Origin of the sequence: Pseudomonas sp. M30-35 (genome assembly GCF_002163625.1) — a bacterium.
Taxonomy (GTDB): domain Bacteria; phylum Pseudomonadota; class Gammaproteobacteria; order Pseudomonadales; family Pseudomonadaceae; genus Aquipseudomonas.
Window position 1 is genome coordinate 2254440 of the sequence record NZ_CP020892.1, and the last position, 16835, is coordinate 2271274.

Consider the following 16835-nt stretch of genomic DNA (forward strand, 5'->3'; position numbering starts at 1 on the left):
GCTTAAGCTTGAACGACCGGGATATTGGCGTTCGCAGCGGCTTCGCGGAACTCAGCGATCTGGTCGAAGCTCAGGTAGCGGTAAACATCAGCAGCCATGCTGTCGATGTCTTTCGCATAACCCATGTACTCTTCAATCGTCGGCAGTTTGCCGGTGATTGCAGCGACCGCAGCCAGTTCGGCAGAGGCCAAGTACACGTTAGCGCCATCGCCCAAACGGTTCGGGAAGTTACGCGTCGAGGTCGATACCACAGTGGAATTGGGTTCGACACGCGCCTGGTTACCCATGCACAGCGAGCAGCCCGGCATTTCCATGCGTGCGCCAGCCTTGCCGAAGATGCCGTAGTAGCCTTCTTCAGTCAGCTGGTGAGCGTCCATCTTGGTCGGCGGCGACAGCCACAGACGAGTAGGGATGCCACCTTTGACTTTATCCAGCAGCTTACCAGCAGCGCGGAAGTGACCAATGTTGGTCATGCACGAGCCGATAAACACTTCGTCGATCTTCTCACCCTGAACGCTCGACAGCAGACGAGCATCGTCTGGATCGTTTGGTGCGCAGAGAACTGGTTCTTTCAGTTCTGCCAAGTCGATTTCGATGACTTCAGCGTATTCCGCGTCAGCATCAGCGCTCATCAGTTCTGGGTTAGCCAGCCATGCTTCCATCGCTTGGGCGCGACGTTCCATGGTGCGTGCATCGCCGTAGCCTTCGCTGATCATCCAGCGCAGCAGGGTGATGTTCGACTGCAGGTATTCGGCAATTGCCTTTTCCGGCATCTTGATTGTGCAACCAGCAGCAGAGCGTTCTGCAGAGGCGTCAGACAGTTCGAACGCTTGTTCAACGGTCAGTTCGTCGAGACCTTCGATCTCAAGGATACGGCCGGAGAAGGCATTGATCTTGCCTTTCTTCTCAACAGTCAGCAGGCCTTTCTGGATCGCGTAGTAAGGGATCGCATGCACCAGGTCACGCAGGGTGATACCAGGCTGCATTTTGCCCTTGAAGCGAACCAGGATGGATTCCGGCATGTCCAGTGGCATAACACCAGTGGCCGCGGCGAAGGCAACCAGACCCGAACCGGCTGGGAACGAGATACCCATTGGGAAACGGGTGTGTGAGTCACCACCAGTACCAACAGTATCTGGCAGCAGCATACGGTTCAGCCAGCTGTGGATGATGCCGTCACCTGGACGCAGCGAAACGCCACCGCGGGTGCGGATGAAGTCAGGCAGGGTGTGGTGAGTGGTCACATCGATCGGCTTAGGGTAAGCCGCAGTGTGGCAGAACGACTGCAGAACCAAGTCAGCCGAGAAACCCAGGCACGCCAAGTCTTTCAGCTCATCACGGGTCATTGGGCCAGTGGTGTCTTGCGAGCCTACAGTGGTCATCTTCGGTTCGCAGTAGGTGCCAGGACGCACACCTTCTACGCCGCAAGCCTTACCCACCATTTTCTGCGCCAGGGTGAAGCCTTTGTCGCTGTCTGCTGGCTGCTCAGGTTTTTTGAACAGATCAGCTGGGCCAAGGCCCAGTTCAGCGCGCGCTTTGTCAGTCAGGCCACGACCTACGATCAACGGAATACGACCACCTGCACGAACTTCGTCGAGCAGTACTGGGGTTTTCAGTTCAAAGGTGGTGATGACCTCGTCAGAGCCGTGTTTGCACACTTTACCGGCGTATGGGTAAACGTCGATGACGTCGCCCATGGCGATGTTGGTCACATCAAATTCGATAGGCAGAGCGCCCGCATCTTCCATGGTGTTGTAGAAGATTGGCGCAATTTTGTTACCGAAGCAGAAACCGCCAGCGCGCTTGTTCGGCACGTAAGGGATGTCGTCGCCGAAGAACCAGAGTACCGAGTTGGTCGCGGATTTACGCGATGAACCGGTACCTACAACGTCGCCTACATAGGCAACTGGGAAGCCAGCAGCGCGGATTTCTTCGATTTGCTTCAGTGGGCCAGTTACACCCTGTTGCTCAGGTACGATGCCGTCGCGAGCCATTTTCAACATGGCCAGAGCGTGCAGCGGGATATCTGGGCGCGACCATGCATCTGGAGCAGGTGACAGGTCGTCAGTGTTGGTTTCGCCAGTTACCTTGAACACGCTCAGGCTGTATTTCTCAGCGATTGGAGCGCGCTTGGTGAACCATTCGCCGTCAGCCCAGGATTGCAGTACAGCTTTAGCGTTGGCGTTGCCAGATTTAGCTTTTTCAGCCACGTCGTGGAAAGCATCGAACATCAGCAGGGTGTGCTTCAGTTGTTCTGCAGCAACGGTACCGAGTGTGGCGTCTTCGAGCAGTTCAACCATGGTGGCAATGTTGTAACCACCTTGCATGGTGCCCAGCAGTTCAACAGCGCGCTTCTTGTCGATCAGAGGAGAAGTAGCTTCACCTTTGGCGACAGCGGATAGGAAACCAGCCTTGACATAAGCTGCTTCGTCCACACCCGGTGGTACGCGATTGGTGATCAGGTCAACGAGGAATTCTTCTTCGCCAGCAGGCGGGTTTTTCAGCAGTTCAACCAGACCTGCGGTTTGTTCGGCGTTCAGCGGCTGGGGCACGATACCCTGAGCGGCACGCTCTGCTACGTGTTTGCGATAGGCTTCAAGCACAGTTATTACCCTCATCAGTGGTCCCAAATTTCTGTCCGGGACGCATATCCAGAAAGCACCGAACCAAGCGCTATAAAGGCTTTATGGGCCAATTAGCCATGGTTTCAGGGATTTCTTCCAGAAGCTGCTTTCAAAGTTTTACGCCAGCAGGACGAGATCGATGAGGGCTGGCACCAATACTTGGATTGACCCAAGTAGGGGTGCCAACATCGTACCTGCGGGATTAACTGTGCTCGTGACGCTTTGAAAACAGCTTCCAACGGACTTTGGCGCCTATAAAAGGCCCGACGATTCTACTGGAAAGCGCGGCTAAAGTTAAGTCAAAGCCTTGATTGCGCGTGTTTGCACAAAAAATAGTCAAAAGCTGCTTAAAAACCCTGCATATGTTGTTTTAAGTGGCTTGAGAGTAGGGTAAATGGCAGTTTTGCCATGTTTTGTCTGAAGCGACTCTTTCAGGTGAACATCGATACACACAATTTTTTCCCGGGTGAACTGACCTAGACAAAGGGCTAATATGCCCACCTGTCAGTTATGTGAACGTTGTTTTGCTATGTCCAGTCAGCCGATTAAAACGCCCTGTGTTGGCCTGTGTTCCACGGTCTATGGCGACCTTGTGTGTCGTGGTTGCAAGCGCTTTCACCATGAAGTGATCGCTTGGAACGGTTATGACGAGGAGGCTAAGCAAGCTGTATGGCAACGCCTTGAGGTATTGCTGGTGCAGGTAATGGAAGGCAAGGTTGAGGTGTTTGATGCGCCGCGCTTGCGTGAACAGCTGGCGCAGCGGCAAATTCGCTTTGTGCCTAATCAATCGCCCTATTGCTGGGCTTATCAGTTGATCGCCCGAGGCGCGCGGATGATCGTCCAGCTTGAAGCCTACGGTATGGCGTTGTTGCCAGAGTTTCGCAACTGGTCGCTGCCGGAGCTGCGCGATGCGATTGATCGTGAGTTTTTCATACTTTCCGAGGCGCATTATGAGCGCTACATCGCTCCGCGCTTTCTCAGTGATGCGTTGAAGGTCGAACCGAAGCTATAACCATCTGCGCCAATAAAAAATGCCCGGTGCAGTGATGCATCGGGCATTTTAATGTCTAGCTCAGTAGTTTTTCAGAGGTTGCTTAGGCGCGGCGGCGGAACAGCGGCAATGGCTGGTCACTCGACGCTTGGTAAACTTCTGAATACTCAGCAAAGGCTTTCAGTGCGTCTTGCGGGTCTTTGTCTTCACGCAGGGCGAAGGCGTCAAAACCGCAACGTTGCAAGGCAAAAAGCTGGTCGCGCAGTACGTCACCGATTGCGCGAATTTCGCCTTTGTAGCCATAACGTGTGCGCAGCATGTAGGCCGTCGACGAGTGACGGCCGTCGGTGAAGGCCGGGAAGTTCAGGGCAATGACCTGAAAGTTGTCCAGTTGGTCGGCAATTTCTTCGATCTCTTCACCGGCTTCCAACCAAACGCCCAGGCCGCCGTCGCGGGCTTTAAGAGCGTGGGCGTGATCAGCCCATAACTCCAACGGCACGATCAGGTCGTCACAGTTGGACAGGCCTTCGAGCGTCGCGTCTTTTGGCAGCAGGTGCCAGGTTTCGTCGATAATTTGGCCGTTCTTAATTATTCGCTGCATATACGCGCTCCTTAAACGGATCGATACCGACGCGGCGGAAGGTGTCGAGGAAGCTTTCTTCATCATCACGTTTCTCAACGTAAACATTGATGATTTTCTCGATCACGCTGGCTACGTCGTCTTGGGCAAATGCTGGGCCAAGAATTTTCGCCAGGCTAGCGTCGCGGCCAGAGCTGCCGCCGAGTGAAATCTGATAGAACTCTTCACCTTTCTTATCGACGCCGAGGATGCCGATGTGGCCAACGTGGTGGTGACCGCAGGCATTCATGCAGCCGGAGATGTTGAGGTCGATTTCACCAATGTCGAACAGGTAATCGAGGTTATCGAAGCTGCGCTGAATAGCTTCGGCGATCGGAATCGACTTGGCATTGGCCAGCGAGCAGAAGTCGCCGCCCGGGCAGCAGATGATGTCAGTCAGCAGGCCAACGTTTGGCGTGGCAAAACCATACTCCCGCAGCTCGCCCCAAAGGGTGAACAGTTGAGCTTGTTCGATATCAGCCAGAATAATGTTCTGGTTATGGCTGTTACGCACTTCGCCAAAGCTATAGCGATCAGCGAGGTCAGCAACAGCATCGAGTTGCTTGTCAGTCAAATCGCCAGGGGCAACGGCGGTTGGCTTGAGTGACAGCGTGACCGCTACATAACCTGGCTTCTTGTGGGCAAAGGTATTGCGCTGACGCCAGCGGGCAAACCCTGGGTGCTCAGCATCAAGGGCGGCCAGCTCGGCCTCTTGGTCTTGCAGGGTCTTGTAGGCTGGGTCGATAAAGTGTGTGGCGACACGTTGCACTTCAGCTTCGGTCAGGGTGGTTGGGCCATCCTTGAGGTGAGCCCACTCGGCGTTGACCCGTTCAGCAAAAACTTCAGGAGTCAGTGCTTTAACCAGAATCTTGATCCGAGCCTTGTACTTATTGTCACGACGGCCGTAGCGGTTATAAACGCGCAAGATAGCGTCTAGATAGCTGATCAAGTGCTGCCACGGCAGGAACTCGTTAATGAAGCTGCCAACGATAGGGGTACGGCCCAAGCCGCCGCCCACTGAAACGCGGAAACCCAGCTCGCCTGCATCGTTGTTAACGGCTTCAAGGCCGATATCGTGCACTTCAATCGCTGCACGGTCGCTAACGGCGCCGTTTACAGCAATCTTGAATTTACGCGGCAGGTGGGCGAATTCCGGGTGGAATGTCGACCACTGACGAATGATTTCGCACCATGGGCGCGGATCAATCAATTCGTCTTTGGCAACACCGGCAAATTGGTCGGTGGTGGTATTGCGGATACAGTTGCCGCTGGTTTGGATCGCGTGCATTTGCACGGTGGACAGCTCAGCAAGTATCTCTGGGATATCTTCCAGTTCACACCAGTTGAACTGTACGTTCTGACGAGTGCTGATGTGCGCATAGCCTTTGTCGTAATCACGGGCAATGGTTGCCAGCTTACGGACTTGCTTTGAAGAGAGCAGGCCATAAGGTACCGCGATACGCAGCATTGGCGCATAACGCTGGATATACAGACCGTTTTGCAGGCGTAGCGGGCGGAATTCAGCCTCGCTCAGTTCGCCAGCCAAATAACGGGTTGTTTGATCACGGAACTGCTTAACGCGGTCCTCAATGATGGTTTGATCGTACTGGTCGTAAACGTACATGACGGGTCCTGTTATCAGGCTGCATAGCTTCTATTCATGATTATTATGATTTGCTGTCGGTAATCTAAGGTGACAGTCAATCGGTCAAACGCATTTAGCGAAAAGCACAAATAGCTATTTACAGCAAAACTGCGCGCACGGCCGCGCACTCCGACGGAGGCGTTGGAAGATACCAGTTCAGGGTTATACGCAAAAGTGATGTTTCAATATATGGAAAGAACTTAAAGCTCTAAGCCTCTGTGGATGCATAACCGCAGAGCTTGAGCAAATCGCATACCTGGTCTTTACTCAAGGGCGAATCAGGCATAATCATAATAACTGCGGGGGTGCCCATGAATGATCAAATCGAGCCGGATTCGGCCGACAGTGCTATCGATGCCAAGGCAATTTTTGTCTTGATCATTATTGCTGTGGCGACCGCTGTGTACTGGGTGAGCCATCAGTAAACAAGTTAACGTTAGTTCATAACAACGCGCTAGTTAAGAGCAATAAGCCGCGCTTTTGTGCGGCTTATTGTTCTGCGCTGTTCACGCGGATTGTCCTGCCTGGGTGCTGCGCCGTCTTACAGAGGCGGCAGCTTTTGGTCAAACGCCTGAGAAGTACAGGACCAGTTGTACGATACCTGCGATCAGCAAAACGAAACATGCCGTGAATAGCACACCCAGTATTATAAATTGACGCGGCTTACCACGACTGAAGTCGCGACTCCGGTTTTTGCCGCTTTGTACGCCAAATGCAGCGGCTAAAACGCTGTGCAGCATTTCCCAAGTAGTTAGCGGCTTATCATCTTGCTCGTCACCCATAAATGGCTCCTTGCTCATGAGTGTGGTTTTCACTGAGTTTAGCTGTTTATTGGTAAGCCAAGCGCAGAGGCTTGCGCTATGGCGTTTTGGCCGATAGCGATATTGCTTAACTGACAGCGAGCACGGGCTGGCAATCAACTGTGGTCAACACCGAGTTGGCAATAAAGCATTGATCATGGGCTTTATGGTGCAATTCGGTGAGTTGCTCGTGGGTTGGGTTTTTGTCGGCTGCAAAGGTCACGCGCGGGAACAGTGTCACTCGGGTCATGGCTATTCGGCCTTGTGCGTTCTTAGCCATTAGCCCAACTGGGTTGTCCTCATACTCATCGACTTCAAAACCCTGCTTGGCTGCAATACCTAAAAACCAAAGCATGTGGCAGCTTGATAATGAGGCGACAAACGCCTCTTCAGGGTCGACTGCAGCGGGGTCAGAATAGGGCAGTGGTACAACGTGCGGAGAAGAGGATGCAGGCACCTGTGCGCCACCATCGAACAGCCAGCTGTGGGCTCGGCTATAGCGATTATTCAAGAAGTTTTGGGTGCCGCGTTGCCACATAACTTTAGCTGTGTATTCACTCATTTGAGCTCCCTGATCTTGGCTATGGAGTGAGAGGTAAACCTTACACCATCGGCATGCGGCAGAGTTTGAGTTAGAGTGTCTAACAAGCAGGAGCAAGTCCGGTGACGCAGTATAAGGCGCTCGGCCGGCTCGGCAGGGAAGCAACGTCATGCAGGAGGCATGCGCTTGATATCACGCACCTCACCACTCGCGTTGATGGACGCATTGAGTTCGATCGTCCAAATTCAACTGTCCAAAGCACTCGCTCAATCACTTAGCGTTCTAGTGCTGGAGCTAAAAAAATGTGCGCTGAAAGCATTCTCCAATCAAGATGCGCAGGACTTCGACGAGGCCGTCGACTTTTGTGATCTTCACGGTCCAAAGTTGGTCCGTGAGTGCGTGAAGACTATTCAACGTGGCCTGTCGTTAACCCCCAGTCTTGGGCGGCAGGTACAGGCAGGCAATGAAGAGCTGGCACTGGTTGAGTATTCAAAGTTTGAAGCCCAACTGCTGGTGGACACGGTTGTGCGCAATGTTCGTGAGACCTTATCCGAGCATGAGCTGAACGCATGCGGTTGTTATAGTCAGTTTATTGGATGGCACATTGCGAATGCGGATAACCCATTTTCGCTCGACTATTTGCTTCTTGGCTGGCTGAAGGCTTTCAATCTTGAGGCATGGCCTGAGTCGGTTCGGAATGTGTTTCTAGCTCAGGTGTGTGCGCTCCTGCCGCAGTCATTGGCTGCCTATTTCAAGGCACTCTCAGCAGAGTTCGCCTTACAACAGATCTCGCCTCTTTTGTCTTCCTCAGCTTTTGCAATCAATGAAAAGCGTGATGTGGTTGGTGAGGCCAGTCGACAATCAGACCCTGAGGAAACGCTGAGCGTTATTCAGTGCTTGGTTCTTAAAAGCATATTGCACTGCCAGCCACCGGCCCATGGTTGGACAGCCAACAGTCTGTTGCAAAGTCTTGAAAGTAAAGGTTTTTACTTAAACCAACGTCAGCGTGAAGACACGCACTTGGTCAGTGGCGTGTTTCAGTCATTGCAGCAAGAGCCGGTCATGGTCGAGGGGCTAAAACCCGCACTGCAGAAGCTTTTGCTGCCCGTGCTGGACGTCACGCTTAGAGAGTCCGGGGCGCTCTCGGATGAAAACCATCCAGTGCGCGGCAGCCTTGATCGCTTGCTGCAGCTTGCAGGTGGGTGTGCGCTGCCTAACCAGTCATTAGAGGCGCGTGTAGATACTTTAATGGGCCGCTTGGTGACTAATCACCAAGGGAATAGCCATTCATTCTTGACGTTAAATACAGAGCTTGAAGAGCTGATTGAGCTTCAGCAGCGCAGTTATCGGCGGCGTATCGAACGGGTTGTACAAGTCTACCGCGGCCAAGAAACCTTGCTTGAGGCCAGGCGTGATGTCGACCAAGAGTTGAGTGAAGCACTTGGGGCGCATCCGCCAAAGCTATTGCTTCAATGGTTACAAATGGGCTGGCGTGACTTGCTAGTACATAAGCGGATACGTGCAGGCCGCGACAATATTTCGTGGCTGACGGACTTGGATCTTACTCGCAGGCTGGCAGATTACCTGCTCTCACCAACGTCAAGATGCAGCCTGGATGAAAGTTACACGCGCGAACGGGATGTCGATGATCTGGTGGCGACCATTTACTGGCAACTGGATGAGTTCGGTATCGCTAATGCAGGCGGCAAACGGATCCTGGAAAAACTACGCGAGCAGATAGTGTCGGCGCAGGTTGTCGAGTTGGGTCAACTATGTGCGCCGCATACACCGAGTTTTCAGGCTTCCCCTGAGTTACAAGATTGCATTGAGAGCCTTGAGGAAGGGGACTGGCTGCAAGATGCAGATGGCCAAGCACTGCAGTTAATTTGGCGCAGTGTAAATAAAGACCGCTATTTATTGGTCGATAACAAAGGCGCGCAAGTGAGCGACCTAGCCAACGTTGAGTTGCGTGAGCGTGTCGCTAAAGGACAGCTTCAGGTCGAGCAAAGTGGTAGCCGTAATCAAGGTGTCGTCCAGCGCACGCTGCAAGACCTTGTGGGCCGCCTGTACCGGGAAATTGCTTATACTCGCAGCCATGACGAGCTAACCGGTCTCCTCAATCGTCAGAGCTTTGCAGGGCTGGTCGCGAAAAGCTTGGCGTGCACAAGTAACACTGCCTATTTTATTGCGCAGGTCGACCAGTTTGGTGTGCTCAATAGCCATGGGGGGTTAATGGCGGGCGATGCCTGCCTTAAACATGTTGCACTGGCGCTCGAACAAGTATTGCCCAATACAGGGTCATGCGCACGCCTTGGCAGTGGCGAGTTCGCAGCAATGATTCCCGACTGTGATGAGGTTAGCGCTTACGCATTAGCTGAAACGCTACGTGTTTCCATAGCCGGGAAAACGTTCCATTGGCAGGATCAAAGCCATGCTATCAGCCTGAGTATTGGTGTCGCGCAACGCGTTGAAAGTGATGATGTGGCTAGCGTATTCAGCCATTTGTACGCAGCGTGCAACCTGGCGAAAGAGTCAGGCCGCAATCAGGTTCATCGCTTAAGCGCTTCTGCATATGATGAGCGCGTAAGGCTATCGGCGATCGCCGCTCGGGTCGACGACATCATCAAGCGTGAAGATATTTCTTTACGTGTTCAGCAAATTGCCAGAGCTGAGATTGACTCGCTTGAACTGCCTCATTACGAGCTGTTGCTGGTGATGGAGAACGAATTACCATTACATGATTTCATTGCGGCTGCCGAGCGTTATAACCGCATGGGCAAGGTCGATCGCTGGGTGCTCGTGCGCGCATTTAGCCAGCTCGAAAAAGCGCCTGACCTGTGGAGCCGCTGCTCATCGATTTCGATCAATTTATCGGGCAATAGTTTAAATGATGAGGGGTTGCTGGGTTTTATTCAGGGACTCTTCACACGCTACGCGATTGAACCTCGGCGCATTTGTTTTGAAATTACCGAAACCGCAGCTGTTGCCAGCCTGGTACGGGTTGCTAACCTGATCCGTCAGCTGCAACAGCTTGGATGTTCGTTTGCGCTTGATGATTTTGGGGTCGGCTTTTCGTCGTTCGATTACCTCAAGCGCTTGCCTGTCGATATCGTCAAGATTGATGGCAGCTTTGTACGCGAGATTACTCATTCACATAGCGACCTGGCAATGGTTCGGTCGATCAATGAAATTGCCCATGCATTGGGTCGAGTTACGGTTGCTGAGTACGTTGAGGATCAAGCGACTCGTCAGTTATTGATCGAAATAGGCGTGGATTTTGTCCAAGGCTATGGCGTGCAAATGCCGCGTAGTTTTCTTGGCTTGCTGTCCAATATATGACGACAAGCACGGCACTGTGACGAAGCACCGCGATGTATTTGTGCTATCAACGTAATAAGCGCTTTGGGCTTGTGTCGACAGATTTGCCCATGGATAGTAGGCATTCAATTTTTCGGTATTGATCGCTATGGATTCGACGCAAGTCAACTACGCAAACTTCCGTGCTGCCTGGGTCGCCCAGGCTCAAGCAAACCCTTGGGTCACGGCTGGTTTTTTTGGCGCATTGTTGGCGATTGTCTATCTGTTGGTCTCAACCGTGGTCAACACCGCAGCTGGCGAGCACGCTGAGCGTCTACGCTATGCTTTTTATGCCGGTAGTGCAGGTTTTCTGGCGACGGCTTTGGGCGCGGTATTAGCGGTAGCACTTAAGCAGATCAGCAGCCGTACACAGGACTGTATGCTCGGTTTTGCTGCTGGAATGATGCTTGCCGCGAGCTCCTTCTCGCTGATTTTACCAGGGCTGGATGCTGCAAAAGACATAACCGGCAGTAGCCTGCTCTCGGCTACAACCGTTGTTCTTGGGCTAGGTTTAGGCACGCTGCTAATGCTTGGGCTGGATCATTTTACCCCGCATGAACATGAAAGCACCGGGCCTTGCGGACCTAACTCCGAACGAATCAATCGGGTCTGGTTATTCATCTTTGCAATCACGCTGCACAATTTGCCGGAAGGCATGGCCATGGGGGTTGGCTTTGCAGGTGGCGATTTTAGCGTTGGCATACCGTTGGCCAGTGCCATTTCGATTCAAGACATACCTGAAGGCCTGGCTGTCGCCCTGGCGCTGCGCACTACTGGACTGTCGACACTCCCAGCGGCACTGATCGCAATCGCAACCGGTCTGATGGAACCCATTGGTGCATTGATTGGCGTAGGTATCTCAAGCGGTTATGCCTTGGCTTATCCGCTAAGTCTGAGCCTGGCGGCAGGCGCCATGTTGTTCGTGGTGTCCCATGAAATCATTCCGGAAACGCACCGCAATGGCCATCAAACCAGTGCCACTATGGGCTTGATGGGCGGTTTTGCGCTGATGATGTTTCTCGATACGGCCTTAGCCTGATTGCGCGCCCTGATCGAGACTCAAGCAATCACGCAGGCCATATGTATTTTGCTGAGGTAATGGCCGTTGAAGGCTATGGCCATTGGCTCAATACCAAACTGCTTAAATCCGCAGCTTTGGTACAGGGCAATTGCTGCAGGATTAGTTTCACTGACGGTCAGTTGCATTAGCTTGAGACCGTTGCGATTGCTTGCCAACAGCAGGGCTTGCTCAACTAATTGGCGAGCCAGCCCTTGGCCACGATGAGCTTCAACAACGTATAAGCCAAACAGCGTGGCTTTATGTCGGGTTTTTTCCTGGCTTTTGAAAGAGACGCCAACTACCGCACAAAGCTTGCCTTGGTCGTCGTGCGCGCCCAGAACCACTGAATGGGGTTGTGGTGCATCGCTAAGCCGAGCTTGCCACCAAGCCAATGGTTTTTTTTCACGCTCGTGTGTTGTCGAGGTGAATGCATCTGGGTGCGCGCTGTAGGCGGCAAGCATCAGCGATCGATAAGTCTGAGCATCAACTGGTTTTAGTGGGCGAATCAGCATTTGGCAGTCTGTGAGCTGAATGAAGGGCAATTAACCCATGTGTAGCAGGGCTATTCAAGCCAGTGACAATGACTGTTTATTTCCAGTGCCGGCAGCGTGCTTAACCAACTATTTAAGCTGTTTTAGGTGATGAGCAAGGTCTTGTTTCTGGGTCTCCAGTTGTTTATCGGTTAATTGACTGTTGTCGGCAACCGCTTGGAGTTGGCGCAGGATTTCAGCTTGCTGCTGTTCCTTATTGCGCAGCGCTTCAGTACGTTGAGTGATGCGCCGTAGTACGCAATAGAACACAATCAGTGCGACGACGCAGAGTATCAACAACAGAAAATAAACAGTATTTAGCGACAAACCATGCGCCTTTGAGTGCGAAGTGAACCTGTAGTTTAGCGGTTGCCAGCAGGCTTTTACGCGACTTGTAGCGCAAACAGGCTGATCCTGGGCTCAACAGTTTATTTTTAATCACGCACGCAAACAGCTATTCCCGACATATAATAGCCATTGGTTTGCTTATAGCTGCGTGGAGCGGTCGATGAAATTCATACATCAGCGTGAACATCTCAATGAAGACGATCTTGTCGTTATCGAGTGCTCACAAACCTGCAATATCCGTCTGATGAACGACGCGAATTTCCGCAGTTTTAAAAACGGTGGTCGTCATACCTATCACGGCGGTGCATTTGATAAATTCCCGGTGCGCATCACTGTGCCGAGCAGTGGCTTCTGGAACATCACCATCGACACGGTTTCGCGCAAGGCGATCAGCGTGACACGTAAGCCTACGCTCAAGCATTCGATCAAACTGGTTCGCCGTTCTGAGTCGAAATTCAGCTAAGGCTGACGATAGGTAGAAAAAAAGCCCGCATATGCGGGCTTTTTTGGGGCTGACGACTTTAGTCGTCATAACCCAGGTTAGGCGCAAGCCAGCGCTCGGTTGTGCGCAGTTCTTGCTGTTTGCGGGCGGTGTAGCTCTCGACTTGGTCTTTATCAACCTTGCCGACCGCAAAGTATTGCGCCTGCGGGTGAGCAAAATACCAGCCGCTGACTGAGGCAGCCGGGAACATTGCGTAGTGTTCGGTGAGAAAAACGCCGCTCTGCTGGTTATCGTTAAGCAGGTCGAACAAGGTGCCTTTCTCGGTATGGTCGGGGCATGCTGGATAACCTGGGGCAGGGCGGATGCCTTTGTAGGCTTCCTTGATCAATTCATCATTGCTCAACTGCTCTTCTGGATCGTATCCCCAGTAGTTTTTACGCACTTGCTGGTGCAGCCATTCTGCGCAGGCTTCAGCAAGGCGATCAGCCAGTGCCTTGACCATGATTGAGTTGTAGTCGTCGCCTTTGTCTTGATAGGCCTTGGCGACTTCTTCTGCGCCTATGCCAGCGGTGGTGATAAAACCGCCGATATAGTCCTGAATGCCGGAGTCTTTCGGTGCGACAAAATCGGCAAGCGAGAAGTTAGGTTTGCCATCGGGCTTGATGGTCTGTTGGCGCAGGTGATGCAGTTTTGCCAATGGCTGGCCGTCATCGCCGTACACCTCAAGATCATCATGATCGACCTGATTGGTCGGCCAGAAACCCAATACGGCACGAGCACTGATCAGCTTTTCATCAATCAGTTTCTTGAGCATCTCCTGGGCATCGGCAAACAGCGAGGTTGCAGCTTCGCCGACAACTTCATCCGTCAGAATGCGCGGGTACTTGCCCGCCAGATCCCAAGAGATGAAAAACGGTGTCCAGTCGATAAACTCGGCCAGTACGGCGAGGTCGATATCTTCCAGTACCTTGACCCCAGTGAAGGTCGGTACGGTTGGTTGATAGCTGGCCCAGTCAAATTGAGGCTTCTTGCTGATCGCATCGTTGTAACTCAAGCGCTCGGTACGCGCGCTGCGGTTGGCCGTGCGTTCACGGACTACCGCGTAATCTTCGCGGGTACGCTTAACGAAGTCTGGTTTCAGCTCCTTCGACAATAACTGAGTCGCTACGCCTACTGCGCGCGAGGCGTCTGTCACGTAAATCACTGCATCGTTTTGATACTTGGGTTCGATTTTCACCGCGGTGTGCGCTTTGGAGGTTGTCGCGCCTCCGATCATCAACGGTAGATTGAAGCCCTGACGCTGCATTTCACGGGCGACGTGAACCATTTCGTCGAGCGATGGAGTGATCAAGCCAGACAAGCCGATAATGTCGCACTTTTCAGCGATAGCGGTTTGCAGGATTTTCTCGGCGGGCACCATCACGCCAAGATCGACGATGTCATAACCGTTACAGCCGAGCACCACGCCAACAATGTTCTTGCCGATGTCATGAACATCGCCCTTAACCGTGGCCATCAATATCTTGCCTTTGGCCTCGGGTTTGTCGCCTTTTTCAGCTTCGATAAACGGAATCAAGTGAGCCACAGCTTGCTTCATCACACGCGCAGACTTAACCACCTGCGGTAGAAACATTTTGCCGGAGCCAAACAAGTCGCCAACGATGTTCATCCCGCTCATCAATGGGCCTTCGATCACCTCGATCGGGCGCGCGCACTGTTGGCGGAATTCTTCGGTGTCTTCAACGATAAACGCGGTGATGCCTTTAACCAGTGCATGCTCAAGGCGTTGTTGCACCGCGAAGCCACGCCACTCTTCGGTTTCAGCTTCTTTAACGCTGCCATCGCCTTTGTATTTATCAGCCAGGGCAAGCAGGGCGTCGGTGCCATTGGCCGTGCGGTTGAGCACTACATCTTCCACGGCGTCGCGCAGTTCAGTTGGGATTTGGTCGTAAATCTCCAACTGACCAGCGTTAACGATACCCATGGTCAAACCATTTTTGATCGCGTAATAGAGGAATACCGAGTGAATCGCTTCGCGAACCGGATTGTTGCCACGGAACGAGAACGACACATTGGATACGCCGCCAGAGGTCAGCGCGTAGGGCAGGTTGTCGCGGATGTAGGCGCAGGCGTTGATAAAGTCGACTGCGTAGTTGTTGTGCTCTTCAATGCCGGTGGCAATGGCGAAAATATTCGGGTCGAAGATGATGTCTTCTGCTGGAAAATCTACTTCATTGACCAAAATGTCATAGGAGCGCTTACAGATTTCTTCTTTGCGGGCCTGAGTGTCCGCCTGACCGTCTTCGTCGAAGGCCATTACCACCACGGCGGCGCCATAGCGTTTGCACAGCTTGGCGTGGTGCTTGAACTGCTCAACACCTTCTTTCATCGAGATCGAGTTAACGATGCCCTTGCCCTGAATGCACTTGAGGCCCGCTTCGATAACCTCCCACTTGGAGGAGTCGATCATGATCGGCACGCGCGAGATATCCGGCTCGCCAGCAATCAGGTTGAGGAAGGTAACCATGGCATGCTTCGAATCAAGCATGCCTTCGTCCATGTTGATATCGATCACCTGGGCGCCGGCTTCGACCTGTTGCAAGGCAACTTCGAGCGCTTCGGTGTAATTGTCTTCACGAATCAGCCGGGCGAATTTGGCCGAGCCGGTGATATTGGTACGCTCGCCGACGTTGACGAACAGCGAGCTGCGATCGATGGTGAACGGCTCAAGACCCGACAGGCGACAGGCTTTAGGGATATCAGGCAGCGCGCGGGGCGCATATTTGGCCACGGCTTCGGCAATCGCCTGAATATGGCCTGGAGTGGTGCCGCAGCAACCGCCAACGATATTCAAAAAGCCTGATGCGGCAAACTCTTCAACCACTGCCGCCATTTCAGCTGGGGTTTCGTCGTATTCACCGAAAGCATTTGGCAGGCCAGCGTTGGGGTGGGCAGAAACGTGGGTTTCAGCTTTGTTCGACAGCTCTTCAAGATAGGGGCGCAAGTCTTTAGCACCAAGCGCGCAGTTTAGCCCTACAGAAATTGGTTTGGCGTGTCGCACCGAGTTCCAGAACGCTTCGGTGGTTTGGCCCGACAAGGTGCGGCCTGAGGCGTCGGTAATGGTGCCAGAGATCATGATTGGTAATTCGACGCCAAGGTCTTCAAATACCTGCTGCACAGCGAAAATCGCGGCTTTGGCGTTGAGCGTATCGAAGATGGTTTCGATCAAAATAAGGTCGCTGCCGCCTTCAATCAGGCCGCGTGTCGCTTCTGTGTAGTTTTCAACCAATACATCGAAAGTGACGTTGCGATAGCCCGGATTGTTGACGTCTGGCGATATCGAGCACGTACGGCTGGTTGGGCCGAGTACGCCCGCAACGAACCTAGGTCGGTCCGGGGTCTCAGCGGTCTTCGCATCGGCCACCTGTCGCGCCAGGCGTGCGCCTTCAACGTTGAGCTCATAAGCTAACGACTCCATGCCGTAATCAGCTTGCGACACGCGAGTGGCGTTAAAGGTGTTGGTTTCGAGAATATCAGCGCCGGCGTCCAGATAGGCTTTTTCGATGGCGCCAATCACGTCCGGGCGGCTAAGGATCAGCAGGTCGTTGTTGCCTTTGACATCGCTTGGCCAGTCGGCAAAGCGATCACCGCGGTAATCCTCTTCTTCCAGTTTATAGCTTTGGATCATCGTACCCATACCGCCGTCGAGAATCAGAATACGATCCTTGAGGGCTTGCTGAAGAGCGAGAGTGCGGGCGCTACGATCTGACAAAGACATGGACAGAAATACCTAAGAATTACGGAATACAGAAGGGCGCGATGATAGCAAACCTGTACGCTTTTGCAGTGCATGCGGATAAACATGAATTTGATTCATA

The 16835-nt window shown here is 52.9% G+C and carries 12 protein-coding genes; 4 read left to right on the forward strand and 8 right to left on the reverse strand.

From position 1 onward, the window contains the following. Window positions 1–2: 2 nt before the first annotated feature. Window positions 3–2603: a bifunctional aconitate hydratase 2/2-methylisocitrate dehydratase gene (gene acnB / locus B9K09_RS10490; protein WP_087516754.1), complete on the reverse strand. Its 2601-nt coding sequence runs from the start codon at window positions 2601–2603 to the stop codon at window positions 3–5. Window positions 2604–3153: 550 nt separating this feature from the next. Here acnB and B9K09_RS10495 point away from each other — a divergent pair. Further along, window positions 3154–3636 (forward strand): DUF1289 domain-containing protein, encoded by a 483-nt coding sequence (locus B9K09_RS10495; protein ID WP_087516755.1) that lies wholly within the window; start codon window positions 3154–3156, stop codon window positions 3634–3636. Between the two features lie 82 nt (window positions 3637–3718). On the opposite strand, the gene B9K09_RS10500 is transcribed toward B9K09_RS10495, so the two are convergent. The 4 genes from B9K09_RS10500 to B9K09_RS10515 form a co-directional block, all read right to left on the reverse strand. Further along, entirely contained in the window at window positions 3719–4216 is a 498-nt protein-coding gene (locus B9K09_RS10500; RefSeq protein WP_087516756.1) for a DUF934 domain-containing protein, read from the reverse strand. Further along, on the reverse strand, window positions 4200–5858 hold the full coding sequence (locus tag B9K09_RS10505) for a nitrite/sulfite reductase (protein ID WP_087516757.1): 1659 nt from the start codon (window positions 5856–5858) through the stop codon (window positions 4200–4202). The genes B9K09_RS10500 and B9K09_RS10505 overlap by 17 nt, the downstream gene beginning before the upstream one ends. Before the next feature lie 584 nt (window positions 5859–6442). Further along, window positions 6443–6661, reverse strand: a complete 219-nt coding sequence (locus tag B9K09_RS10510) for a DUF2970 domain-containing protein (protein WP_087516758.1) — start codon at window positions 6659–6661, stop codon at window positions 6443–6445. 106 nt (window positions 6662–6767) lie between these two features. Beyond that, window positions 6768–7241, reverse strand: a complete 474-nt coding sequence (locus B9K09_RS10515) for an OsmC family protein (RefSeq protein WP_087516759.1) — start codon at window positions 7239–7241, stop codon at window positions 6768–6770. A 159-nt stretch (window positions 7242–7400) separates the two neighbouring features. On the opposite strand from B9K09_RS10515, the gene B9K09_RS10520 reads away from it, so the two are divergent. Next, entirely contained in the window at window positions 7401–10559 is a 3159-nt protein-coding gene (locus B9K09_RS10520; protein WP_087516760.1) for a DUF1631 family protein, read from the forward strand. A 127-nt stretch (window positions 10560–10686) separates the two neighbouring features. After that, window positions 10687–11616, forward strand: a complete 930-nt coding sequence (locus tag B9K09_RS10525) for a ZIP family metal transporter (protein ID WP_087516761.1) — start codon at window positions 10687–10689, stop codon at window positions 11614–11616. Between the two features lie 20 nt (window positions 11617–11636). Here the strand turns inward: B9K09_RS10525 and B9K09_RS10530 are convergent, their stop codons facing one another. Then, entirely contained in the window at window positions 11637–12149 is a 513-nt protein-coding gene (locus B9K09_RS10530) for a GNAT family N-acetyltransferase (RefSeq protein WP_087516762.1), read from the reverse strand. Between the two features lie 108 nt (window positions 12150–12257). Then, a complete protein-coding gene (locus B9K09_RS10535; RefSeq protein WP_087516763.1) occupies window positions 12258–12494 on the reverse strand; it encodes a hypothetical protein in 237 nt (78 codons plus the stop codon). A 181-nt stretch (window positions 12495–12675) separates the two neighbouring features. On the opposite strand from B9K09_RS10535, the gene B9K09_RS10540 reads away from it, so the two are divergent. Beyond that, entirely contained in the window at window positions 12676–12978 is a 303-nt protein-coding gene (locus B9K09_RS10540) for a DUF1883 domain-containing protein (protein WP_087516764.1), read from the forward strand. A gap of 58 nt (window positions 12979–13036) precedes the next feature. Here the strand turns inward: B9K09_RS10540 and metH are convergent, their stop codons facing one another. Next, window positions 13037–16741: a methionine synthase gene (gene metH, locus B9K09_RS10545; RefSeq protein WP_177408720.1), complete on the reverse strand. Its 3705-nt coding sequence runs from the start codon at window positions 16739–16741 to the stop codon at window positions 13037–13039. Window positions 16742–16835 lie beyond the last annotated feature (94 nt).

Excerpts from the sequence above, each read along its gene's own strand:
- B9K09_RS10495 (WP_087516755.1), top strand. The coding sequence starts at position 3,154 with ATGTCCAGTCAGCCGATTAAAACGCCCTGTGTTGGCCTGTGTTCCACG.
- B9K09_RS10500 (WP_087516756.1), bottom strand. The coding sequence starts at position 4,216 with ATGCAGCGAATAATTAAGAACGGCCAAATTATCGACGAAACCTGGCAC.
- B9K09_RS10505 (WP_087516757.1), bottom strand. The coding sequence starts at position 5,858 with ATGTACGTTTACGACCAGTACGATCAAACCATCATTGAGGACCGCGTT.
- B9K09_RS10510 (WP_087516758.1), bottom strand. The coding sequence starts at position 6,661 with ATGGGTGACGAGCAAGATGATAAGCCGCTAACTACTTGGGAAATGCTG.
- B9K09_RS10515 (WP_087516759.1), bottom strand. The coding sequence starts at position 7,241 with ATGAGTGAATACACAGCTAAAGTTATGTGGCAACGCGGCACCCAAAAC.
- B9K09_RS10520 (WP_087516760.1), top strand. The coding sequence starts at position 7,401 with ATGCGCTTGATATCACGCACCTCACCACTCGCGTTGATGGACGCATTG.
- B9K09_RS10525 (WP_087516761.1), top strand. The coding sequence starts at position 10,687 with ATGGATTCGACGCAAGTCAACTACGCAAACTTCCGTGCTGCCTGGGTC.
- B9K09_RS10530 (WP_087516762.1), bottom strand. The coding sequence starts at position 12,149 with ATGCTGATTCGCCCACTAAAACCAGTTGATGCTCAGACTTATCGATCG.
- B9K09_RS10540 (WP_087516764.1), top strand. The coding sequence starts at position 12,676 with ATGAAATTCATACATCAGCGTGAACATCTCAATGAAGACGATCTTGTC.